The organism is Dactylosporangium maewongense (assembly GCF_039531485.1).
GTDB classification, from domain to species: Bacteria; Actinomycetota; Actinomycetes; order Mycobacteriales; family Micromonosporaceae; genus Dactylosporangium; species Dactylosporangium maewongense.
Genome location: NZ_BAAAQD010000008.1, coordinates 42,650 through 65,253, shown reverse-complemented (window position 1 = coordinate 65,253; position 22,604 = coordinate 42,650). Strand labels below are relative to the sequence as shown.

16 protein-coding genes are annotated in these 22,604 nt (G+C 71.7%); 5 read left to right on the top strand and 11 right to left on the bottom strand.

Annotated features, from left to right (window positions below; genetic code table 11):
- Position 1 precedes the first annotated feature (1 nt).
- Entirely contained in the window at positions 2–424 is a 423-nt protein-coding gene (locus tag ABD332_RS21090) for a hypothetical protein (RefSeq protein ID WP_344503715.1), read from the top strand.
- A 148-nt stretch (positions 425–572) separates the two neighbouring features.
- A complete protein-coding gene (locus ABD332_RS21085; protein ID WP_344503714.1) occupies positions 573–1,223 on the top strand; it encodes a sporulation protein in 651 nt (216 codons plus the stop codon).
- Between the two features lie 65 nt (positions 1,224–1,288).
- Here ABD332_RS21085 and ABD332_RS21080 read toward each other — a convergent pair whose 3' ends face one another.
- Complete coding sequence (locus ABD332_RS21080) at positions 1,289–4,552, bottom strand: GH92 family glycosyl hydrolase (RefSeq protein WP_344503713.1); 3,264 nt, start codon at positions 4,550–4,552, stop codon at positions 1,289–1,291.
- Positions 4,553–4,791: 239 nt separating this feature from the next.
- Positions 4,792–7,437 carry a ricin-type beta-trefoil lectin domain protein gene (locus ABD332_RS21075; RefSeq protein WP_344503712.1) on the bottom strand — a complete coding sequence of 882 codons (2,646 nt, stop codon included), beginning with the start codon at positions 7,435–7,437 and terminating at the stop codon, positions 4,792–4,794.
- A 187-nt stretch (positions 7,438–7,624) separates the two neighbouring features.
- On the opposite strand from ABD332_RS21075, the gene ABD332_RS21070 reads away from it, so the two are divergent.
- Complete coding sequence (locus ABD332_RS21070; protein WP_344503711.1) at positions 7,625–8,239, top strand: DUF1349 domain-containing protein; 615 nt, start codon at positions 7,625–7,627, stop codon at positions 8,237–8,239.
- Positions 8,240–8,258: 19 nt separating this feature from the next.
- On the opposite strand, the gene ABD332_RS21065 is transcribed toward ABD332_RS21070, so the two are convergent.
- Both ABD332_RS21065 and ABD332_RS21060 read right to left on the bottom strand, forming a co-directional pair.
- Positions 8,259–10,841, bottom strand: coding sequence for an Hsp70 family protein (locus ABD332_RS21065; protein ID WP_344503710.1), 2,583 nt, complete (start codon positions 10,839–10,841; stop codon positions 8,259–8,261).
- Positions 10,842–10,863: 22 nt separating this feature from the next.
- Complete coding sequence (locus tag ABD332_RS21060) at positions 10,864–11,508, bottom strand: Dps family protein (protein WP_344503709.1); 645 nt, start codon at positions 11,506–11,508, stop codon at positions 10,864–10,866.
- A gap of 81 nt (positions 11,509–11,589) precedes the next feature.
- Here ABD332_RS21060 and ABD332_RS21055 point away from each other — a divergent pair, with 81 nt between their 5' ends.
- On the top strand, positions 11,590–12,456 hold the full coding sequence (locus ABD332_RS21055; RefSeq protein WP_344503708.1) for a hypothetical protein: 867 nt from the start codon (positions 11,590–11,592) through the stop codon (positions 12,454–12,456).
- Between the two features lie 8 nt (positions 12,457–12,464).
- On the opposite strand, the gene ABD332_RS21050 is transcribed toward ABD332_RS21055, so the two are convergent.
- On the bottom strand, positions 12,465–14,849 hold the full coding sequence (locus tag ABD332_RS21050) for a tetratricopeptide repeat protein (RefSeq protein WP_344503707.1): 2,385 nt from the start codon (positions 14,847–14,849) through the stop codon (positions 12,465–12,467).
- Positions 14,850–14,911: 62 nt separating this feature from the next.
- Here ABD332_RS21050 and ABD332_RS21045 point away from each other — a divergent pair, with 62 nt between their 5' ends.
- Positions 14,912–16,192 carry an adenosylmethionine--8-amino-7-oxononanoate transaminase gene (locus tag ABD332_RS21045; RefSeq protein WP_344503705.1) on the top strand — a complete coding sequence of 427 codons (1,281 nt, stop codon included), beginning with the start codon at positions 14,912–14,914 and terminating at the stop codon, positions 16,190–16,192.
- Here the strand turns inward: ABD332_RS21045 and ABD332_RS21040 are convergent.
- The 6 genes from ABD332_RS21040 to ABD332_RS21015 form a co-directional block, all read right to left on the bottom strand.
- Positions 16,189–17,562, bottom strand: a complete 1,374-nt coding sequence (locus ABD332_RS21040) for a carbohydrate-binding protein (RefSeq protein ID WP_344503704.1) — start codon at positions 17,560–17,562, stop codon at positions 16,189–16,191. The two genes, ABD332_RS21045 and ABD332_RS21040, sit on opposite strands and share 4 nt — an antisense overlap.
- A 132-nt stretch (positions 17,563–17,694) precedes the next feature.
- A complete protein-coding gene (gene fabG / locus ABD332_RS21035) occupies positions 17,695–18,426 on the bottom strand; it encodes a 3-oxoacyl-ACP reductase FabG (protein ID WP_344503703.1) in 732 nt (243 codons plus the stop codon).
- Position 18,427: 1 nt separating this feature from the next.
- The gene (locus ABD332_RS21030; RefSeq protein WP_344503702.1) at positions 18,428–19,588 is read right to left on the bottom strand and encodes a thiolase family protein; all 1,161 of its coding nucleotides are present in this window, start codon (positions 19,586–19,588) and stop codon (positions 18,428–18,430) included.
- A 29-nt stretch (positions 19,589–19,617) separates the two neighbouring features.
- Entirely contained in the window at positions 19,618–20,001 is a 384-nt protein-coding gene (locus tag ABD332_RS21025; RefSeq protein ID WP_344503701.1) for a YybH family protein, read from the bottom strand.
- Positions 19,998–21,260 (bottom strand): MFS transporter, encoded by a 1,263-nt coding sequence (locus ABD332_RS21020; protein WP_344503700.1) that lies wholly within the window; start codon positions 21,258–21,260, stop codon positions 19,998–20,000. Before ABD332_RS21020 ends, ABD332_RS21025 begins: the two co-directional genes overlap by 4 nt.
- Positions 21,260–22,519: an aminotransferase class I/II-fold pyridoxal phosphate-dependent enzyme gene (locus tag ABD332_RS21015; protein ID WP_344503699.1), complete on the bottom strand. Its 1,260-nt coding sequence runs from the start codon at positions 22,517–22,519 to the stop codon at positions 21,260–21,262. Before ABD332_RS21015 ends, ABD332_RS21020 begins: the two co-directional genes overlap by 1 nt.
- Between the last annotated feature and the right edge of the window lie 85 nt (positions 22,520–22,604).

The window sequence follows — 22,604 nt, the reverse complement described above, 5'->3', positions numbered from 1 at the left end:
GATGAACATCCGGCCATGGGTGGCACCATTGGTGCTCGTGGTGCCGGCCGCGTGCGGCATGGGGCCGTCGGCCTTCCAACCGACCGAGCGGTCGCAGGTGCTCGGGGAGTGGTGCGGCGCCGACGGCGACCGTCTCCAGCTCGGCGACGACGGCAAGGCCGCCATCACCGGGATGTCGGCGAAGCTCGGGCAGCGGCTGATCGGCCAGTACGACCAGCCGATCACGCCGACGCTCAACGGCAGCTGGGGCTGGAAGGTGAAGGACAAGTCCTACGTGACGCTCACGTTCGCGCCGGTGCCTCCCTTCACCAACTCCAGGGTCGAGCGGCTCAGGGTCGCCAACGACGGCGAGAAGATCAGGCTCCTGGCCTACTTCGGTGACTTCGACTCCGGCTACGACTACTCGTTCGAGCGCTGCGCCTGATCTGGGCCTGACCCAGGAGGCGTGTCACGTATGGCCGCCGTCCCGTTCCCGCGGGGCGGCGGCCATGTCGCGTGTGCTGCGAAAACGGGAAACCGTACAGCGGCACGTGTTAGTGTCGACTCCTGCTGTGACGGCGAGGAGCGTCGGAATGTTCGGATCGGCGACGCTCGACGAGCGCGGGGTGCGGCCGGGGACGATGGCCGCCGGGCAGGTGCATCTCGGCGGTGCCCGGGAGGACCTCGCCGTGGGCGGGGTGACCGTGACGCTGATGACGGTGGTCAGCGGCGTCGAGGTCGACGTCCTGCGGTGCGACGTGTCGGCGGGGTTCACGCTGGCCGCGGGCCGGAGCCGGGCGATCCCGTTCGAGCAGCCGCTGCCGTGGGAGACGCCGTTCACGCACTTCGCGGGCGAGCACCTGCCGGCCGTGTCGGTGCGGCTGCGGACCACGGTCACCGTCGCGGGGAAACCTGTCGACGTCGGCGTGACGCCCGTGACGGTGCACCCGACGGGCGGGCAGTGGCTGGTGCTCGACACGCTGCGGCGGCGGGGGTGGACGTTTCCGCGCTGCGAGGTGCGGCAGGGGACGGTGCCCGGGGTCAGGCAGACCGACCCGTTCCTGCAGTGGTTCGAGTGCGAGGGCCCGGACGCGGGCGGCCCGCTGCGGCTGACGTTCGTCGCCAACCCGGTCGGCGTCGACGTCCTGATCGCCGGCGGGGACCATGACGAGCGGTTCGCGGTGCGGCACGACGCCGAGGTGCTCGAAGCGCTCGAGGCTCGCGCCACGGTTCTGAGCGCGTAGCAAAGGCGTACACGCGAAAGGGCGGCCACCGGAGCACCGGTGGCCGCCCGTGTTTCCGGTGTTGCTCAGCCGAGCAGTTCGAGCTCCGCCAGCTGGGTCTCCGCGGCCCCGTGGTTGGCCGTGATCTGCAGCCGGTAGCGCGAGAACGACGTGCCGTTGGAGATCACGAACGCTCTGGTCTGCCTGCGGTCGACGAAGTCGATGTTGGTGCGGGTGTCGACCGTCGTCCAGGTGACGCCGTCGTTCGAGCCCTGCAGGACCCAGTTCTTCGGGTCGCGGCCGGGCACGTCGTCGGCGGAGGTCAGCGTGTACTGCTTGACCGTCGCCGACGCGGTGAGCTGGCAGGTGATCGTGGCGGTGGTCGCGAAGGCCAGCCACTTGGTCATCGACGTGTCGTCGACCAGCATCGCGCGGCCCTCGGCGGTGCCGTTCTCCGCGGTGGCGGTGACGGTGCTTCCGGTCGCCTTGTCCTTGAGCTGGACGGGGGCGGCCGTGCCGGTGGTGAGCGAGCCGGGGATGTCCGAGGCGCCGGTGCCCCACGACGACGGGTTCGGGCCCATCACGAAGTTCAGCGTGCCGCCGGCGGTGAGGTCCGCGTGCGTCAGGTAGTTCTTCGTGTAGTTGACGCCGTTGAGGGTGGCGCTCTGGATGTAGCGGTTGGTGTCACTGACGCCGGGCGCGTTGACCGTGAACGTCCGGCCGTTCTCCAGCGTCATCGTCGTCTTCGGGTGCAGCGGCGCGCCGATCGTGTAGTCGGTCGAGCCCATCCGCGCCGGGTAGAAGCCCATCGCGGAGAACACGTACCACGCCGACATCTCACCGTTGTCCTCGTCGCCGAGGTACCCGTTGCCGGTGCCCGCACCGGAGTTGTAGAGGGTGGTGAGCACCCGCCGGACCTGGTTCTGCGTCTTCGCCGGGGTGCCGGCGTAGTTGTACATGTAGAGCATGTGGTGGATGGGCTCGTTGGAGTGCGCGTACTGGCCCATGTTCGTGTCGTACGCCTCGGACATCTCGTGGATCGTCCCGCCATAGCAGCCGGGCAGGAAGTCCCGGGACGCGGCGAGCACGGCGTCGATCTTCGCCGACAGCTGGGCCTTGCCACCGTAGAGGTTGGCCATGCCGTTCGGGTCCTGCGGTGCCGCGGTCGCGTAGTGCCACGGCGCGCCCTCGGTGAACTCACAGCCCCACTCGTTGGGCTTGAAGTTCGCGTCGGTGGTGCGCCACGCGCCGTTGCTCTGCTTGCCGCGGAAGAACCCGACGGACTGCGAGAACAGGTTGGTGTAGTCGAGGGCCTGGTTGCGGAAGTAGGCGGCGTCCTCGGTGTAGCCGAGCGCCTGCCCCATCTGCGCGATGCCGAAGTTGTTGGTCGCGTCCTCCAGGGTCCACGCCGCCGACTCACCGAGGACGTCGGTCGCCACGTACCCCTTGAACACCGACGTCTGGATCGCCTTGCGGCCCTTGTTGCCGGCGCCGGAGTAGGTGCTCGCGTTCTTCACCATCGACGCGTACGCCGCCTGGTAGTCGAAGTTGCGGACGCCCTTCATGTAGGCGTCGGCGAACGCCAGGTCCTGGTTGGTGCCGACCATGATGTCGATCGAGCCGGGCCCGGTCCAGCGCGGCGTCCAGCCGAAGTTCTTGTACGCGTTGACGATGCCGTCGAGCATCTCGCCCGTCCGGGTCGGCGTGAGCAGCGTGTACAACGGCCAGACCGCGCGGGACGTGTCCCAGAAGCCGTTGTTCACGTACATCTGGCCGTCGTGGATCGTGTTGTCGTAGGGGCTGTGGTACTTGCGGACCCCGCCGACCATCTCGGAGCGGTTGTTCGGGTACATGAACGAGCGGTACATGTTCGAGTAGAACGTGACCTGGTTGTCGCTGGTCGCGCCCTCGATCCGGACCTTGCCGAGCGTGTTGTCCCAGACCGTCGCGGCCTCTTCGCGGACCGTGTCGAAGCTCTTGCTGCCGACCTCCTGGTTGAGGTTGGCGGTGGCCTGCGCGACGCTCATGAACGAGGTGCCGATCTTCAGGGTCACCTGCTCGTTGGCGGCGGTGGCGAAGCGGACCCAGCTGGTCGCGCCCTGGCCGGTGATGGTGCCCGAGGCGGCGATCGCCTTGTCCGTGGTCGCCGAGATGTACAGCGTCTGGCCGCGGTGGTTGATCGAGCCCTGGATCGTCCGGTTGGCGTTGTTGACGGTGAGCGAGCCGCTGGCGCTGTCGACGGTGTCGAACAGGATCACCGACTCCGCCGCCGACGGGAACGTGAAGCGCATGACGCCGGCATGGTCGGTCGGCGCGATCTCCGCGGTGATCCCGTACGTGTCGAGCCGCGTCTTGTAGTAGTGCGCCTTCGCGACCTCGTTGGCGTGGGTGAATGTCGACTTGCGCGAGTCCGGCGTCGACTTCACCGCGCCGGTCATCGGCATGACCTGCAGCTGCGCGTAGTCACCGATCCACGGGCTCGGCTCGTGGCTGATCGCGAAGCCCTGCACGGTCGTGGCCTTGTACTCGTACAGCCAGCTGTCGTTGTTGCCGTTGGTCACCGGGGTCCAGAAGTTGAAGCCGTTCGGGACCGTCGTGCCGGGGAACGTGTTGCCGCGCGAGTAGCTGAAGCTGGAGTTGGAGCCGCGCCGGGTGTCGACGTAGTCCGACAGCCGGGCCGCGGTGCCGCCGTCGGCGCTGATCTGGATGTCGTCGAACCAGCCGCGGAACAGCCCCGTGTTGAGCGGCTGGTCGTAGGCGACCATGATCCGGTCGATCGTCTTGCCGGCCCGGACCGCGCCGATGTTCGACGTGACGTAGTTCCAGGTGTCGAAGGACAGGACCGAGCCGTTGCCCTGGAACGTCGGGTGGACCCGCACACCGTGCTGGTCCACCGCGCCGGAGTCGCGCAGGTTGGTGCCGTCGGTGAACACCAGGTCGACCGCGACGTCGAGGTGCCCGCCGGACTGGGGGTACACCCAGTAGGACAGCGTGCTGGCGGCACCGACCGGGATGTCGACGTCGAAGACCCGGTTGTACGAGAAGGACGTCGTCGCGCTCAGGTCGTTGCCGGAGTACAGCAGCGCGGTCGTCCCGGTGTGGGCCGTTCCGGTGCCCGGGATGCTCTCCATGCCGGTCAGCGCGCAGCAGTAGCCGCCGACGCCGTTGCTGTTCTCGACGCTGTTGGTCCAGGTCGGCTGCGGTTCGCCGGCCTCGAAGCTGGTCGACCAGTCGCCGGCGGCGGCGGCCGCGGGCTCGGTGAACGCGGTGGCGCTGATCAGGCTCGCGGCGAGGGCGGCCGCCGCGAACCAGGCACGTCTGCGGGTGGTGCGGGTGCGGGGGAGTGTCATGCGGCAACCTGCCGTTTCGGTGAGGGTTGTCTCGCCGCTTCCGACATCGTTGTCAGCGCGCGTGCCAGCACCAGCCGTCGACGCTGGGATGGCGTGCGCACACCTGGCGGGGCGGCGCTTCTCAAGGGGGCGGGACGTTCACTACGGAGATTCGCGCCGATATCGAGTTTTGTCAACTCTTGACAAAATCGCGATGGCGGGGGGCGGCGAACCGCCACCCCCCGCCATATCCACGGTCGTTACTGCTTCAGGAACACCTGCGCGGCGCTGCCGTTGCAGTCCCAGAGCTGGAGCCGGGCGCCGTTGCCGGTGGAGCCGTTCGGCGAGTCCAGGCAGCGGCCGGACTGCGGGTTGCGCAGCGAGCCGTTGGGCTGCGGCACCCACTGCTGGGCCCCGCCGCCGTTGCAGTCCCACAGCTGGATCAGGGTGCCGTTGGCGGTGCCGTTACCGGTCGCGTCCATGCACCGGTTGAGCGTGCGCAGCGCGGTGCCGTCCCACGCCCAGTGCTGGTCCACGGCGTAGGGCTGGCAGCCCCACAGCTGCACGGCGGCGCCGTTGCCACCCGTGTCGTCGGCGGCCACGTCGACGCACTGGCCGCCCGGGCCGTTGACGAACGTGGCGCCGGGGGAGCCGCCGCCCATGCGGAACACCTGTGCGCCGCTGCCGTTGCAGTCCCACAGTTGCAGCCGCGCGCCGTTGGCCGTGGAGCCGCTGGGGGAGTCCAGGCAGCGGCCGGACTGCGGGTTGCGCAGGGAGCCGTTGGTCTGGGGCACCCACTGCTGCGCGCCGCCGCCGTTGCAGTCCCACAGCTGGATCAGGGTGCCGTTGGCGGTGCCGTTGCCGGTCGCGTCCAGGCAGCGGCCCAGCGTCTGCAGCGCGTTTCCGCTCCAGGACCAGTGCTGGTCGACGGCGCTGAGCTGGCAGTCCCACAGCTGCGCCCCGGAGCCGTTGCCGCCGGTGTCGTCGGCCGCGATGTCGACGCACTTGCCGCCGGGGCCGGTGACCGGCGCCCCGGGCGGCGGGCCGGCGGTGTTGAGCCGCTTCGAGGCCGCGATCATCTGCTGGTTCGCGGCGCGGATGCGGGTCCCGTCGTACTTGAGCACCTGCCGGTCGTAGGTCCAGAAGCCGTTGAACTCGCCCTCGACGTCGAACGGCTGGGTGTAGACCATCCCGGCCAGCCCGCGCGTGTAGACCAGGTTGAGCGCCTGGGCCTGGACGGCGATGTACCGGTCGGTGGCCGACGTCCCGTTCGGGTGCGTCTCGTAGGCGAAGAAGCCGCCGTTCGGGCTGTACTCGTGCCCCGGGGAGCGCACGCCGAGGCCGCCGTACTCGCCGAGGACCGCCGTGCGGGTGCTGGTCGGCGTCGGGGAGTTGGGCCCGACGTACCAGTGCCAGTCCTGGATGTCGCCGTTGCCGGGGTCGCCCTTCGAGTTGCAGCAGTTGTAGCCGCTGTGCGCGTTGACGAGCCGGGTCGGGTCCTGGTTCTTGACGTTGTTCACCACGCGGGTCGTGTCGGCGAGGTTCCACTCGCCCCAGCCCTCGTTGAACGGCACGTACACGATCACCGCCGGCGACGACCGGTGCTCGTCGACGATCTGCCCGACCTCGGTCTCCCACTGCGCGTGCTGCGCCGCGGTGCCGGGCGCCTCGCCCATGCTCGGCATGTCCTGCCACACCAGCAGCCCGAGCCGGTCCGCGTGGTAGAACCAGCGCTGCGGCTCCACCTTGATGTGCTTGCGGACCATGTTGAAGCCGAGGTCCTTGATCTTCTGCAGGTCGCCGGCGAGCGCCGCGTCGGTCGGGGCCGTGTAGAGCCCGTCGGGCCAGAAGCCCTGGTCGAGCACGCCGGTCTGGAGCACGAACTGCCCGTTCAGCGTGGGCACGAGCTTGCCGTTGACCACGGCCTTGCCGACCTCACGCATGCCGAAGTAGTGCATGGTCTGGTCCACGGTCGCGCCGGCGCCGTTGCGCAGCGAGATCCGGAGGTTGTACAGGAAGGGGTCGTCCGGCGACCACCGCCGCGCGTTGGGCACCGGGACGGTGAAGTCGGTGAAGCCGCCGGTCGCGGTGCCGACCACGGTCGTGCCGTCCATCGCCTCGGCGAACACCGAGTGCCCGCTGACGTCGCCCCTGGTGAAGACCCGGATCCGCAACGTGTTGTTGGAGATGTTGGGGTACAGGTCGGCGCTGAAGATCGATGCTGTCGGCGTCGGCTCCATCCACACCGTCTGCCAGATGCCCGACGACGGCGTGTACATGATGCCGCCCGGGTTGCGCACCTGCTTGCCGCGGGCGATGTTGAGCCCGGGCGTGTCCGACGGGTCGTAGACCCGCACGATCAGCTCGTTGGTGCCCCCGTTGAGCTGCGGCGTGATGTCGAACTCGAAGCGGTCGTAGCCGCCGGTGTGCCCGCCGACCTGCACGCCGTTGACCCACACCGTGGTCTGCCAGTCGACCGCGCCGAAGTGCAGCTGGACGCGCCGCCCGGCCCACCCGGCCGGCACCGTGAACGTGCGGCGGTAGAACAGGTACAGCCGGTTGTCGTTCGCGGGCCGCTTGATCCCGGAGAGCGCCGACTCCACGGGGAACGGGACGTTGACCCGCTCCGGCAGCGCCTGGCCGAAGACGGGGTTGTCGTTGGTGGTCGACTGGCGCAGCTGCCACTCACCGTTGAGGTTGAGCCAGTCCGGACGGGTCATCTGCGGCCGCGGGTACTCCGGCAGCGGCTGGCCGGCGAGCGCCTGGCTCGTCCACGGGGTGGTGAGGGGCGACGGCTGGGCCGGCGCGGCCCCCGCGGGCGGCGCGGCGGACACCGCCGTCCCGAGGCCGAGCACCGCGGCGAGGACTGTGGTGAGCAGCCTCCGCCGGTGACGTGATGCGGACATGAGCGTTCTCCTTGGCGGACGGAGTCCGACACCGCTGGCGGCAGGTATCGGTGGATGCTGATTTCGCATGTTAACGATGTCACACAGAAATCAACAGAACCGCTCAGGAAATAGACTCGATCCAACCCTTTGATCGGAGCCCGAACTAAGGTCCGCGAGGTCGCGGGTCTCGCGTAGCGTGGCGGGGGTGGACGACCTCGCGTTCGACGGTGTGCCGCTGCGCTTCCGTGCCTCCGGGCCCCGCACCGCGTCGGCGCCGGTGCCCGTGGCCGGTGGGCTGCGGGTCTCGGGCGGGCCCGGTGCCGACCTGTTCCTGGACCCGGCCGGCGGGTCGAGCCGGCCCGACGCCGAGCGGTTCACCGCCCGCGTCGACGGCGACTTCCAGCTCAGCGCGCACGTCGAGCCGGTCCTGCGGGACACGTTCGACTCCGCGGTGCTGCTCGCCTGGATCGACGACGAGAACTGGTGCAAGATCTGCGCCGAGCTCGACCCCGAGGGCATCCCGCGCGTCGTCACCGTCGTGACCCGCGCCGGTGCCTCCGACGACGCCAACGGCTGGCCGTATGAAGGGTTCGGCGTCCACCTGCGGATCAGCCGGATGGGTTCGGTCTTCGCGCTGCACGCCTCCGGCGACGGCATCACCTGGCAGCTGGCCCGCGTGTTCGCGATGCCCCTCGCGCCCGGCGCGCCGGTCGAGGCGGGGCTGCTGGTCCAGTCGCCCCGCGGGCCCGGCACGACGGCCGACTTCTCCGCCGTCAGGTTCGCCCGGACCCGCCTCGCCGACCTGCGCGACGGGTCCTGACCTCCGCGGGCGGACCCGCCTACTTGACGGTCACGTCCAGCTCGGCCACGTCGGTCGGCTTCCGGGCGTCACCCGCGATGTCGACCACGCGCAGCTTGTACGTGCCGGGCACGTACTTGAACTGGAAGCCGAGGTTACGGGCGGGCGCCAGGTTCTCCGAGCCGGACGACATCGCCTCGTTCGGCGCGCTCTTCGGGGCGACCTCGGTGCCGTCGGGCAGGCCGAGCCGGAAGTGCTCCGCGCCCACGTACAGGCTGCTCTTGCCGTTGTAGCGGATGTCGAGCTTGCAGGTGAAGACCCGGTTGTCCTTCAGCGCCTGGCCGTTGTAGTCCAGGAAGCCGCCGCGCACGTCGCAGGTGGTGAACGTGACCTGCAGGTCGTGGATCGTGACCGACTTGTTCTGCAGCACGTTGACCGGCTCGTAGGCGACGACCTCGCCGCCGCCGAGCGGGATCTTGGCCTGGGCCTCCTTGCCGTCGCCGATGAGCAGCGTGCCGGTGCCGATGCTGGCCTTCAGCGGGTCGTACACGGCGAAGGACACGTGGAAGTTGCTCTTCTGGCCGCCGGAGACCTGCGACGTCTCCTTGAACCTGCCCGAGTACTCCTGGCCGTCGATCTGGAACGCCATCCGCACGCCGTAGGACTGCACGGTGTCGTCGCCGAGGTTCTCCATCTGGACCTCGGCGACCAGCGGGTCGTCGTCGGCGTCGGCCTCGTAGGTCATCTTGCCGAAGGTGAGCTTGACCTGGCCGTACCAGACGGCCTTGTTGATGTCGACGGTCTGCTGCTTCGCGCCCGGCTTGGCGTCCTTGGTGCTGGCCGGGCCGGCCTCGGTGGCGCCGCCGCCGGTGCCGCGGTTGCCGTTGCCGGTGCTGACGGTGGGGTTGTCGACGGGCTTGTCGTTGCTCACGGCCCGGTACGTGACGACGCCGCCGATGCCGAGCAGCAGCACGAGCGCGACCGCGATGCCGATGACGAGCCCTGGCCGGGCGCCGCTCGCCGGGCGCGGCGGGGGCGGGCCGAAGGGCGTCGCCCCGGGCGGGCCGCCGGGCGTCGCCGGGCTGCCACCGTGACCGAACTGGGCGGTCGCCGGGGCCTGGCTGCCGAACGCGGCTCCGGCCATGGCGCCACCACCGGGCGCGACGAAGCCCTGCGGGCCGCCGGGCGCGACGAAGCCCTGCTGGCCACCGGGAGGCGCGAAGCCCGGGTGGCCGCCGGGGGCGTTCAGGGGCGGGGCGCTCGCGGGCGGGCCGCTGGACGGCGGGCCGCTCTGCGGGAAGGCGTTCGGCGGGGCCGAGACCGGGGCGCCGGACGCCGGCGGGAGGCCACCGATCCAGGTGGGCGGCGACGAGGGCGACGCGGCCGGCGACATCGGGCCCGTCACGGGCGTGGACACCGGCGCGGCGGGTCCGCCGCCCGCGGGCCCGGAGACGGGCACGGCACCCATCGGCGCACCCATGCCCGGCAGGCGCGGCCCGGTCTGTGGGCCCGAGACTGGCCCCGCGACCGGCCCGGGGCGGCTCGGCATCGCGGCGATCGCGCTGCCCAGGGCCACCACCAGCTCCGGCTGCTCGATGATCGTGGGGGCGACGCCGAGCCGCTGGTGCAGCAGCGTGCTGACCATCGGGATGCGGCTCGACCCGCCGACCAGGAACAGCCCGGCGATCTGGTCGGTGCGCACGCCGGCGCGCTGGAGCGTGTTGGCGGTCAGGTCGACGGTGCGCTGCAGGTAGGGCCGCGACACCTGCTCGAACTCGGCCCGCGTGACGTGCAGGTCGACCTCGAACAGCGGCACGTGCACGCCCGCCGACGAGGTGCGCGACAGCTGCTCCTTGGCGGTGCGCACATCCTCGCGGAGCAGGAAGCTGCGCCGCCGGGAGATGTCGTCGGTGGGGTCGGTGAGCTGCCGCCACTGCTCGGCGTTGCCCATCGCGAGGCTCTGCCCGACGTCGGCGAGCAGGGCCGCGTCGAGGTCGACGCCGCCGACGTCGGGCAGGCCGTCGCTGGCGAGGACGTCCCAGCCGCCGTCGGGCCGCCGGCGCAGGACGGAGGTGTCGAACGTGCCGCCGCCGAAGTCGTACACCACCAGGACGCCGCCGGGAGCGATCTGCCGCCCCATGACGGTGGTGAAGTAGGCGGCGGCCGCGATCGGCTCGGGCACGAGGATCGGGGCGGGCATGCCGGCGCGCGCGGCGGCGTCGGCCAGGACGGACCGGCGGTGGGTCGCCCAGTTGGCCGGATAGGTGAGCACGGTGCGCACAGGCATGATGCCGAGCACCCGCGACGCCTCGTCGGCGGTGCGCCGCAGGACGGCCGCGAGCAGGTCCGACACCGGATAGTCGCGGGGGCCGAGCAGCACCGTGCCGTCGTCGATGCGGCGCTTCGGGTTGGGCTCGAAGCGGCTCGGGTCCAGGCGGGCGCTGCGCTCGGCGTCCTTGCCGGTGAGCAGGTGCCCGTCGACCTCCGCGAACACCGACGACGGCAGCAGGAAGCTCGCGTCGAAGAGCAGGGGCTGGCTGCGACCGTCGGCAGAGGTCAGCGCCGCAACCGTGTGGGTGGTCCCCAGGTCGACGCCCAACTGCGAGTCGGATTGCCTCGTCACGCCGACACGGTATCTCCTTCCATCAACGCCTGGTCCTGGTGGCTTCCTCCGTCCGGACGAGCGGGGTGTCGACGAGGTGCTCGGCCAGGAACCACGCCTGCAGCTCGCCGGTGCGGATCACCTCGGAGACCAGCATGTCGTTGGTGCCGTCGTCGCCCATCGCGCCCGTCTTCGCCGCCGCGTCGTGCGCCTCGGTCAGGATCATCTCGTGCGCCTCGAGTAGGCGCGACAGCATCGCCGGCACCTCCTCGGCCCCGTCCGGCGGCCGCGGCACCCGGGTGAGCTCCGCGACGTGCCGCGGGTCGCCGACCGCGATGCCGCCCAGGGTCTGCACCCGCTCGGCGACCGCGTCGACGAGCTCCAGCTGCTCACCGGCGTGCTTGTCGAGCAGCAGGTGCAGCTGGTAGAAGGTCGGGCCGCGCATCAGCCAGTGGTGCTTCTTGTAGAGCGCGAACAGGATCTGGGTGTCGGCGAGGACCTGGTTGAGCCGCTCGCAGGAGTACATCCGGGTCTCCGCGGACAGCGCGACCGGGAACTGCCGTACGGTGCCGAACCGCTGGATCTCGGTGCTCTGCTGGTGCAGCCAGGGCTGGCTGCCTTTCTTCTTCGAAGCTGCCTGCGTGCTGGTTTTCGCCGTGGCTGGCGTGGTGGTTTTCGCTGGTGGCATGGTGGCGCTCTGCCCACCGCCGCCGGGGGCAACCTCACCCGAGGGCGGAACCGGAGGGTGGCCCGGTGCGTCAGAGCCGGTATGACACAGCTGCGCGTGCTCGCCGCCACCCTGGCGCTCCCCCTGTTCATGGCCGCCGCCGGCTGCGGCGCCGAACCGGCCGGCGGCGGCACCTCGGCGGGATCGTACGGCGCCGACGACCTCGTCCTGCGCGTCGACGTCTCCGGCGGGCTGGTCCCGGTCGCGATGACCGTCACGGAGGTGCCGACGCTGAGCGTGTATGGCGACGGCCGGGTCGTCACCAACGGGCCCGTGATCGAGATCTATCCGGGCCCCGCCCTGCCGAATGTGCAGCTGCAGCGGATCAGCACCGCCGACGTGGCGAAGCTGGTCGACCGGGCGGTCGACGCGGGCGTGGGCAAGCAGGCCGACTTCGGCATGCCCAACGTCGCCGACGCGCCCACCACGCACATCATGGTCCGCACCGCCGCCGGCGAGCAGGTCAGTGACGTCCCGGCGCTCGGCATCGGCGAGGACGAGCTGTCCGGCTCGCAGCGCGCCGCCCGGGACCGGCTCAAGCGCCTCGTGGAGGCGCTCACCGACCTGCCGTCGACGCTGGGCAAGGGTGCGGTGTCGGAGTCGGCGGCGTATCCGGCGGCGGGCGTCGCGGCCGTCGCCGTCCAGTGGACCGAGGCGGGCGGCGACGAGGGCCTGCAGCCGCAGGCGCCGGTGGCGTGGCCGGGCCCGGCGCTGCCCGGCGAGCCGGTCGCGGACCGGCCGGGGGTGCACTGCGTGAGCGCCACCGACGGGCAGAGCGCCCAGATCCTGGCCGCCGCCGGGAAGGCCAACTCCCGGACCTCGTGGTCGTCGGCCGGCTCGAACTGGCAGGTGACGTTCCGCCCGCTGCTGCCGGGCGAGTCCAGCTGCGCCGACCTGACCCACCGCTGAGCCGGGCGCTAGGCCACCCGGGCGCGGACCTGGTCGGCGTCGGGGTGGCCGAGGTCCTCGAGGATGGTGAGGGCGGCGAGCCAGCAGGCGCGGGCCTCCGCGTCGGCGCCCGCAGCCCGGTGCAGGTCGCCCAGGTGGGTCTGGGTCTCCGACTCGCCGTAGCGGTCGCCGATCTCCCGCCACAGCTGCAGGGCCTGCCGGTAGCACTCGACGGCCGGCTCGTGCTCGCCGAGCTGGTGGTGGATGAAGCCGACGCTGTCCCAGCTGTAGGCCTCGCCGGTCCGGTCCCCGATCCGCTGCTGCAGCTCGAGGGCCTGATGGCAGTGGTCGAGGGCCTCCCGGTGCTCGCCTGACGCGGCGTACAACCAGCCGAGGTTCGCCAGCGCCGAGCCCTGCCCCGCCTGGTCGCCGGTGGCGCGCAGGAGGTCGAGGGAGCGCAGCAGGTGCCCGATCGCGTCGCGGGGGCGGGCCTGCCGGTCGGCGATGAAGCCGAGATTGCCGTGGGCGCGGGCCCGGCCGGCGTCGTCGCCGACGTGCCCGTACCGGTCGAGGGCCAGCTCCAGGTGGGTGGTGGCGGCGTCGTAGTCGCCCATCCGGATGCAGGCCCGCCCGAGCTGGTGGGCGCTGACCGCCTCGCCCGCGGCGTCGCCGGCCCGCCGCGCGGACGCCAGGGCGACCCGCTGCGCGGCGAGCAGGTCCGGCCAGTGGCCGCGCCGGTCGAGGTGGTCCACGAGCGTCCACGCGAGCCGCCACGCGTGGCCGTCGTGGCCGGTGGCGGCGGCCTCCCGGACGGCGGCGAGGAGCGTGTGGTGCTCGACGGCGAACCAGGCGAGCGCCTGCGCCTCCGTGCCGGGTGTGGCGGCGGCGGGCAGGCCAGGCAGCGGCGTGCGGTGCGGGTCGAGCAGCAGCGCCGCGGTGTGCGCGGTGTGCAGGGAGTGCTCCAGGAGCCGCACCGTGGCGGCGTCCCGGTCGGCCGGGTCGTCGAGGGTGCCGGACAGCTCGGCGGCGTACGCGCGGAGCAGGTCGTGCGCGACGAACCGGCCGGGCGCGTGCTCGGTGAGCAGGCTCGCGTGGGTGAGCTCGGCGAGGGCCCGCCACGCGCCGGCCGGCTCCCCGTGGACCTCGCCGAGCAGCGCGGCCGCGGCGTCCCGGCCCACGTCGGGGCCGGGGGCTAGGGAGAGCCGCCGGAAGAGCGTGGCGGCGGGGGCGCTCAGCCGCTGGTAGGACCAGTCGAACACCGGCCGCACGCCGGCGTCGTGCAGCACCCGCTCGGTCCGCAGCTCGTGGGCGAGGACGCCGAGCGGCAGGTCCGGGTGCGCGGCGGCGCGGGCGGCCACGATCACCAGCGCGAGGGGCAGCCGGGCGCAGGTGGCGGCGATCGCGTCGACGGCGGCGGGCTCGGCCTCGACGCGGGCGGCGCCGATCCGGGTGGCGAACAGCCGCCGGGTCTCCCCGGCGGTGAGCAGGTCGAGGGTGACGGGCACGGCGCTGTCGGTGGCGACCAGCCCGGCGAGCTGGTTGCGGCTGGTGACCAGGGCGAGGCTGCCGGAGCCGCCGGGCAGCAGCGGCCGGACCTGCTCCGCGTGGGCGGCGTTGTCGAGCACGACGAGCACCCGGCGGCCGGTCAGGAGGCTGCGGAAGAGCCCGATCCTCGCGTCCAGCTCCGCCGGGACCTGGTCGGGCGCGACGCCGAGGGCGGTGAGGAACGCCCGGAGCGCCTCGTCCGCGGTCACCTCCGCGCCCGCGCCGAACCCCCGCAGGTTCACGTACAGCTGGCCGTCCGGGAACCGCTCGATGACCCGGTGCGCCCAGTGCACCGCGAGCGCGGTCTTGCCGACCCCCGCGGTGCCGATGACGACGACGGTGCCGCCCCCTGGGCCGACACCAGGAGCCCCGCTGACGGCCGCGTCGAGCCGCGTGATCGCCGCGGCCCGGCCGGTGAAGGCGTCCGGCGCGGCCGGCAGCTGGTGCGGCACGGACGGGTCGGCGGCCTGCGCCGCCGGGCCCGGCTCGTCGGCGCGGGTGTGCTCCTCGACGCGGTCACGGGCGTCGGTGCGGGTGTGCTCCTCGACGCGGTCACGGGCGTCGGCGCGGGTGTGCTCCTCGACGCGGTCGCGGGCGTCGGCGAGCGCGCCGAGCTCCTCCGGCGCCACGTCGAGCAGCTGGACGAGCTCGTCGAAGCGGTCCGCCGGCGGGACGATCTTGCCGGTCAGGTAGCCGCCGATGCTGCCGTGGGACCAGCCGGTGCGGCCCGCGAGCTCGCGGTAGGTCAGCGGTGGCTCGCCCCGCCGCCGGGCCTGCCGCCGGCGCAGGTGCCGTAAGAGCTCGGCGAGCTCGTCGACGCTCTCGACCCTCGACGCGGTCGCCACGACCGCCGCGCTGTCGCTGTCCATGATGGAGCGGCAGGATACCAACCCGGCACCAGTCCTCCGGCCGGCGTCGATAGGGTCGCTGCATGCGTGTCGAGGAGCTGCTGGCGTTGGACCGGGCGCACGTCTGGCACCCGTACGGGCCGATGCCCGGGCGGAGCGCCCCGCTCGTCGCGGCCTCGGCGGAGGGGGTGCGGATCCGTCTGGCGGAGCCGTTCGAGGGCCACGACGAGCTGGTCGACGGGATGGCGTCGTGGTGGTCGGCGATCCACGGGTACCGGCACCCGGTCCTCGACGCGGCCGCGCTGGGGCAGCTCGGCCGGATGAGCCACGTGATGTTCGGCGGGTTCACGCACGAGCCGGCGGTCTCGCTCGCGGCGCGCCTCGTCGAGCTGACGCCGGAGCCGCTGCGGCACGTGTTCTTCAGCGACTCGGGGTCGGTGTCGGTCGAGGTCGCGGTGAAGATGTGCCTGCAGTACCAGCGTTCGCTGGGCCGCCCCGCGAAGCGCCGGCTGCTGACCTGGCGCGGCGGCTACCACGGCGACACCTTCCACCCGATGTCGGTCTGCGACCCCGACGGCGGGATGCACAGCCTGTGGACGGGGGTGCTGCCGGCGCAGGTGTTCGCGCCGGAGCCGCCGGCGGCGTTCGACCCGGCCTACGCGGCGGCGCTGACCGCGCTCATCCACGAGCACGCGCACGAGCTCGCGGCGGTGATCGTCGAGCCGGTCGTGCAGGGCGCCGGCGGGATGCGCTTCCACGCGCCGGAGTACCTGCGGGTGCTGCGGGACGCGACCCGCGACGCGGACGTCCTGCTGATCTTCGACGAGATCGCGACCGGGTTCGGCCGCACCGGCGCGCTGTTCGCCGCCGACCACGCCGGGGTCTCGCCCGACGTGATGTGCCTGGGCAAGGCGCTCACCGGTGGGTACCTGTCGCTCGCCGCGACCCTGTGCACCGCCGAGGTCGCCGACGGCATCTCGCAGGGGAGCGTGCCGGTCCTGGCGCACGGCCCCACGTTCATGGCCAACCCGCTGGCCTGCGCGGTCGCCGGGGCGTCGGTGGACCTGCTCCTCGGCGGCGACTGGCAGGGCGACGTGAAGCGGATCGAGACGGTGCTCTCCTCCGGTCTGGAGGAGGCCCGCGAGGTGCCGGGTGTCGCCGATGTACGGGTCCTCGGCGGGATCGGCGTCGTTCAGCTCGACCACGAGGTGGACATGGTGGCGGCGACGCGGGCGGCCGCAGCGCACGGGGTGTGGCTGCGGCCGTTCCGCGATCTGATCTACACGATGCCGCCGTACGTGACGACCGCTGCCGATCTGTCGCTCATCGCGGCGGGCGTCGTGGCGGCGGCTGCCGCCGGTTAGCGGCCCTGCAGCGACTTCACGTTGTCGCCGAAGGACCAGCCCTTCGAGCCGTCCCAGTTGATCGACCAGGTCATCAGGCCCTTGAGCTGGGTGTTGTACGCCTGCGACACCAGCGACGGGCTCATGTAGCCGCCACCCGCACCGGTCTGGGCGGGCAGGCCGGGGACCTGCTTGTCGTAGGGCACCCGGATCGTGACGCCCTGGATGGTGAGGCCGCTGTTGAGGCAGTTCGTCTGCACCTGGAAGCCCTGCACGGTGCCGGCCGAGTAGGAGTCACCGGCGCAGCCGTACATGCTGCCGTTGTAGTACTGCATGTTCAGCCACCACAGCCGGCCGTTGTCGACGTACTTCTTGATGATCGGCAGGTACGAGCCCCAGATCGAGCCGTAGGTGACGCTGCCGCCGGTCACGTACGCCGTCTCCGGCGCCATCGTCAGGCCGAAGTTCGACGGCATCTGCGCGAGCACGCCGTCGATGATCCGGATCAGGTTCGCCTGCGACGTCGACAGCGTGTTGATGTTGCCGCTGCCGGTGAGCCCGGTCTCGATGTCGATGTCGATGCCGTCGAAGTTGTAGGTCTTGAGGATCGGCACGATCGTCGCGACGAACCGGTCGGCGACGGTGCTGGAGCTCAGGTCGATGCCGGCCGCCGCACCACCGATCGACATGAGGATCGTCGCGCCGGCGGCCTTCGCCGCGCACATCTCGGCGGGCGTGGACACCTTGACGCCGGCGTCCATGCCGTCCTCCCACAGCACGGTGCCGTCGGACCGGATCACGGGGAACGCGGCGTTGATGACGTTGTACCCGTGCTGCTTGATCCGCGCGTCGGTGATCGGGACCCAGCCCATGCCCGGGTGCACGCCGTTCGAGGCGCCGTCCCAGTTCTCCCAGTAGCCCTGCAGGACCTTCCCGGCGGGCCGCGACTTCACCGCGCAGGTGCTGCCGCCCGGCGACGTCGACGTGGACGGGCTGCTGCTCGGGCTCTTGCTCGCGCTCGGGCTGGTGCTGGGGCTCCGGCTGGCGCTCGGGCTGGTGCTCGGGCTCCTGCTCGCGCTCGGGCTGGTGCTGGGCGTGCCGCCGGTGCACGCGCCGAGGTCCTTCCACAGCGACGGGGTCGACGCCGGGTTCCAGCCCGCACCCACGTACGCGGTGTGCGTGACCAGCGCCTGGTACAGCTTCCCGCCGTAGGTGACCTGCGTGCCGGCCGTGTAGGTGTTGCCCTCCGCCCACGCGGGCGCCGAGCACGCGACGGCGGCGGCGGCGTTGCTGGCGGCCTCCGCCTGGGTGACGGTGGCCATGACCATGCCCGCCACTAGCGTCACCGCCGCGCCGGCAATCAGGGCAAATGTTCGACGTTGCGCTCTCATAGCGAGCCCTCCACATCGATGGGATCGATGGGCAGGGACTGTATCAGTTAAGTTTCTTTCACAAAAGAAGTACCTCTATGTGCGCAGGTCGTAGCGTTGCGCGCTTTAAGGTTCTGTTACGTTACGGGCCGGCTAGCGGGCGCCGCCGTTGACGTAGAGGGTCTGGCCGGAGACGTAGGAGGCCTCGTCGCTGGCGAGGAACGCGATCACGGCGGCGACCTCCTCCGGCTGGCCGACCCGGCGCAGCGGGGTGCGGGCGGCGACCTCCTTCTGGTGGTCCTCCGGGGTGCTGCCGACGCGGGACGCGGTGGCGGCGGTCATCGGCGTGGCGATGTAGCCGGGCGCGACGGCGTTGACGGTGATGTTGTACGGGCCGAGCTCGATCGCCAGGGTCGCGGTGAGGCCCTGGACGCCGGCCTTGGCCGCGGCGTAGTTGGCCTGGCCGCGGTTGCCGAGCGCGGAGCGGCTGCTGAGGTTGACGATGCGGCCGGAGCGGGCCGGCACCATGTGCCGCTGCGCGGCGTGGCAGCACAGGAACATGCTGGTCAGGTTGGTGGTGAGGACCGCCTCCCACTCCTCGAACGGCATCTTGAAGAGCAGGTTGTCGCGGGTGATGCCGGCGTTGTTGACGAGGATGTCGAGCGAGCCGAGGTCCTCGACGACGCGGTCGAACGTGCGGTCGACCGCGCCCTGGTCGGTGACGTCGCAGGAGTACGCGGTGCCGACGCAGTCGGGGACGCGGGACGCGTCCAGGTCGAGCAGCGCGACGCGGGCGCCCTGGGCGGCGAGCAGGCGGGCCGTCGCCAGGCCGATGCCCTGCGCGGCCCCGGTCACCAGAGCAACTTTTCCGTTGAATCGCGACATGTCAGTTCTCCACGAGGACGGCGGAACCCTGCCCGACGCCGACGCACATGGTGGCGAGGCCGCGGGTGGCGCCGGTGCGGCGCATGCGGTGCAGCAGGGTGGTCAGGATGCGGGCGCCGGAGCAGCCCAGCGGGTGGCCGAGGGCGATCGCGCCGCCGGACGGGTTGACCAGGTCGGGATCGAGCCCCAGCTGGTCGGTGACGGCGAGCGCCTGCGCGGCGAAGGCCTCGTTGAGCTCGGCGGACTGCACGTCGCCGAGCTTCCAGCCGCTGCGGGCGAGGACCCGGGCGGTGGCGGGGACGGGGCCGATGCCCATCACGTCGGGGTGCACGCCGGCGGAGGCGCCGGCGACGTAGCGGCCGAGCGGCTCCAGGCCGAGCTCGCCCAGCGCCTCCTCGCTGACCAGGAGCAGGCCGGCGGCGCCGTCGTTGAGCGGGGAGGAGTTGCCGGCGGTGACCGTGCCGCCCGCCTTGAAGACCGGCTTCAGGTTGCCGAGCTTGGCGAGGCTGGTGTCGGCCCGGATGCCCTCGTCGGCGGCGACTCCCTCGACGGGGATGATCTCGTCGGCGAAGTGGCCGGCGTCCCGGGCGGCGGCGGCGAGCTGGTGGCTGCGCAGCGCGAACGCGTCCTGCCGGTCGCGGGACACGTCGTAGCGGGCGGCGACCTCCTCGGCCGTCTCGCCCATGCTCAGGACGCCGTGCAGGTCCTTCATGAGCGGGTTGGTGAGGCGCCAGCCGAGGCGGGTGTCGGCGAGGGTCATCGCGTGCGGCAGCGCGTCGTCGGGCCGGGGGAGCACGAACGGCGCCCTGCTCATCGACTCGGACCCGCCGGCGACGACCACGTCGGCCTCCCCGGCGGCGATGGTGCGGGCGGCGACGGTCACCGCCTCCATGCCGGACGCGCACAGCCGGTTGACGGTCGCGCCGGGCACCGACTCGGGCAGCCCGGCGAGCAGCACGGCCATGCGGGCGACGTTGCGGTTGTCCTCGCCGGCCTGGTTGGCGGCGCCCCAGTAGACCTCGTCGACGCGGGCGGGGTCGATGCCCTCGACCAGCGTCCGGATCACGGTGGCGGCGAGGTCGTCGGGGCGGACATGGCTGAGGCCGCCGCGCAGCTTCCCGATGGGGGTCCGCCGCGCGGCGGCGAAGTAGACGGCACGCATGCCCATTAAACTAACACTGTTAGTCTGCGTCAGGTAGGTTCGGCACCCTGTACAGCGCGCCACAGCCAGACCCCCGACGCACGCCGGGACAGCAGGCCCGTCACCCGGTAGGGGAACGGGGTGACCGACCCGTTCGGGTGGTGCTCGCTGCCGTCGGCCTCGGCGAGGACGAACGCGCCGCTGGGCACCGAGTGCACCGTCGCCGCGGTGGCCTGCCAGCTGTATGACTCCGGCCGGGCGAAGAGCGTCTCGAGGAGCTTCTCGACCGAGATGCGACCGGTCGCGGACTCGCCGGCCTCGCTGCCCACGTACGTGATGTCGTCGTCGGGGACGAAGCACGCCAGTACCGCGGAGACATCCTGCGAGAGGAACGCCATCCCCAGCCGGTCCACCATCTCGATCGGGTCGCTCATGACGGGCTCACCACCAGTTGTCTGGGCGAGCGCATGCCCGGCAGGAAGAGGAACGCGAAGGTGACGATCGCGCCGAGGACGCCCGCGCCCACAAGGGTGTTCTGCACGCCGATCGCCGAGGCCACGGGGGCGGCCATCGCGTAGGACAGCGGCACGAGGGCGATCGAGATGAACCAGTCGACGCTGGACACCCGGCCGAGCAGCTCCTCCGGCACGAGCTTCTGCTTCGCCGTCGCCCAGGCGATGGTGCCGGCCGCTTCCAGGCCGTTGACCAGGGCGCACGCGATGGCGAGGTGCCAGGAGGCGGTCGCCATGCCGTAGCCCGCGACGGCGAGGGTGGCGAGCGTCCAGGTGATGTAGATGAAGGGCATGTAGCTGCGCGGTACACCACGCTGGCCGACGATCAGGGCCGCCGCGATCGCCCCGATGCCGCCGCTGGCGAGCACCAGGCCGAGGTCGCCGGCGGTGCCGTGCAGCTCGTTCTTCACCACGAACGGCAGCAGGACCTCGGTCGGGCCGATGAAGAGCAGGTAGGCGAAGGTCGCGGCGAGGAAGGTGCCCCATAGCCACACGTTGCCGCGGACGTAGTTCATACCCTCCTTGAACTCCTCCCAGACCGAGCCCGCGGCTTCGTCACCCTGTTCGTTGCGCACCGGCCGCATCAGCCACAGGCAGGTCGCGGAGATCGCGAACGTGACCGCGTCCAACGCGAACGCCAACCCGCTACCCCCGATCGCGATCAGGATGCCGCCGATCGAGGGGCCGGCCATCTGCAGCGCCGCCGGCCGGACGAACTGGTCGAGGGCGTTCGCCTGGACCAGGTCGTCCTCCGGCACCAGCTGCGGCACGATCGAGTCGAAGGCCGGGCCGAAGAAGCCCGAGGCGGCCCCGTAGACCGCCACGAGCCCCACGATGTGCCACACCTGGACCACGCCGGTCAGGCTGAGCACGGTCAGGACGGTGAGCACCGCGCCCCGCACCAGGTCGGTGCACAGCATGATCTTCCGCCGGTCGAACCGGTCGCTGATCACCCCGCCGAACAGCAGCGTGGCGACCTGGGGCAGCGAGAGGGCGAACCCGACGACGGACATCGCCGCGGGCGCGCCGGACAGCGCGTACACCTGCCAGGCCAGGGCGACGAGCAGGATGCCGTCGCCGATCAGCGAGGTGCTCATCCCCGTCCACAGCAGGCGGAACTCCCGCTGCCGGAGGGGGACGAGCAGACCCGGGAGCTGTCGCGGGGCGCGGTGCTTCGCCATCAGGCCGCGTCGCGCAGCTGCTGGCGGTCGGCGAGCTCGGAGAGCACCACGTTGAGCTGGTCCAGCTCCTCGTACGTGTTCGCCGCCGTCACCTGCACGCGGAAGCCGACCTGGTCGCGGGGGACCAGCGGGTAGGCGGCCAGGGTGACGTAGATGCCCCGGTCCCAGAGGAACTGCCCGATCTCCTGGATGTCCTGGCCTTCCGCCAGGGGCAGCTCGATGATGGGCGTGGTGCCGGTGTTCGGCGTGTAGAGGCCGAGGGCCCGGACGTGGTCGAGCACGTGCATCGTCTTGCGGTAGAGGTCGGCGCGGATCTCGTCGCCGCGCTTGTCGTTGACGTCGAGGCCGGCCATGACGGTGGCGAGCGACGCCGTCGGCGACGGGCCCGAGTACAGGTACGGCGGGGCGGCGACCTTGAGGTGGTTCTTCAGCCACGTCGGCAGCGCCAGGAACGCCATCAGCGACGAGTACGACTTGGAGAAGCCGCCGACCAGCACGATGTTGTCGTAGGTCTCGCCGGCGTACTTGACGATCGCGTTGCCGCGGGAGCCGTAGGGTGAGGTCTCGTCCGGGGTGCGCTCGCCGATGACGCCGAAGCCGTGTGCCTCGTCGACGTAGAGCAGCGCGTCGTTCTCGCGGCAGACCTGCGCGAAGCGGGCCAGGTCGGGGGCGAGGCCGGTCATCGAGTTGACGCCGTCCATCGCGACCAGGCGGGTGACGCCGGCCGGCGCCGCCTTCAGCAGCTCCTCGAGGTGCTCCGGGTCGTTGGCGCGGAAGCGGGTGACGGTCGCGCCGAGGCCCTTGGCGTACATGCAGCCGTCGTAGATCGTCTTGTGCGACTGCGAGTCCAGGAAGATCATGCCCTGGCCGGCGAGGATCGGGATCACCGACATGTGGATGTGGGTGATCGTCGGCAGCAGCAGCGTGTCGGGGGCGCCGAGCAGCTCGGTGAGGCGCTCCTCGATCTCGATGTACGGCTTCGGGTTGCCCAGCAGCCGCGACCAGCTGGGGTGGGTGCCCCAGGTGCGGATGTACGGGTCGACCGCGTCCATGATCTCCGGCTCCAGGTCGAAGCCGAGGTAGTTGCAGGAGGCGAAGTCCGACAGCCAGTGCTGGCCGACCCGGATGCGGCGGCCGCTGATCTCCTCGATCGTGGCGTCGTACATCGGGCTGCTCGTGCGCAGGCGCTCGAGGTCGGCCCACCGCCCGTCACGGCGGATGTAGCTGGCCTTGGTGCTGTGCATCGGGCTGACGGTCATTCGTCCTGCCTTTCGGTTGAAGGGGTGTCGCAATCCATTGCAACGGGCAATTGGTGCGTCATCCGGTCCGGCGCGGTTGCTGTCC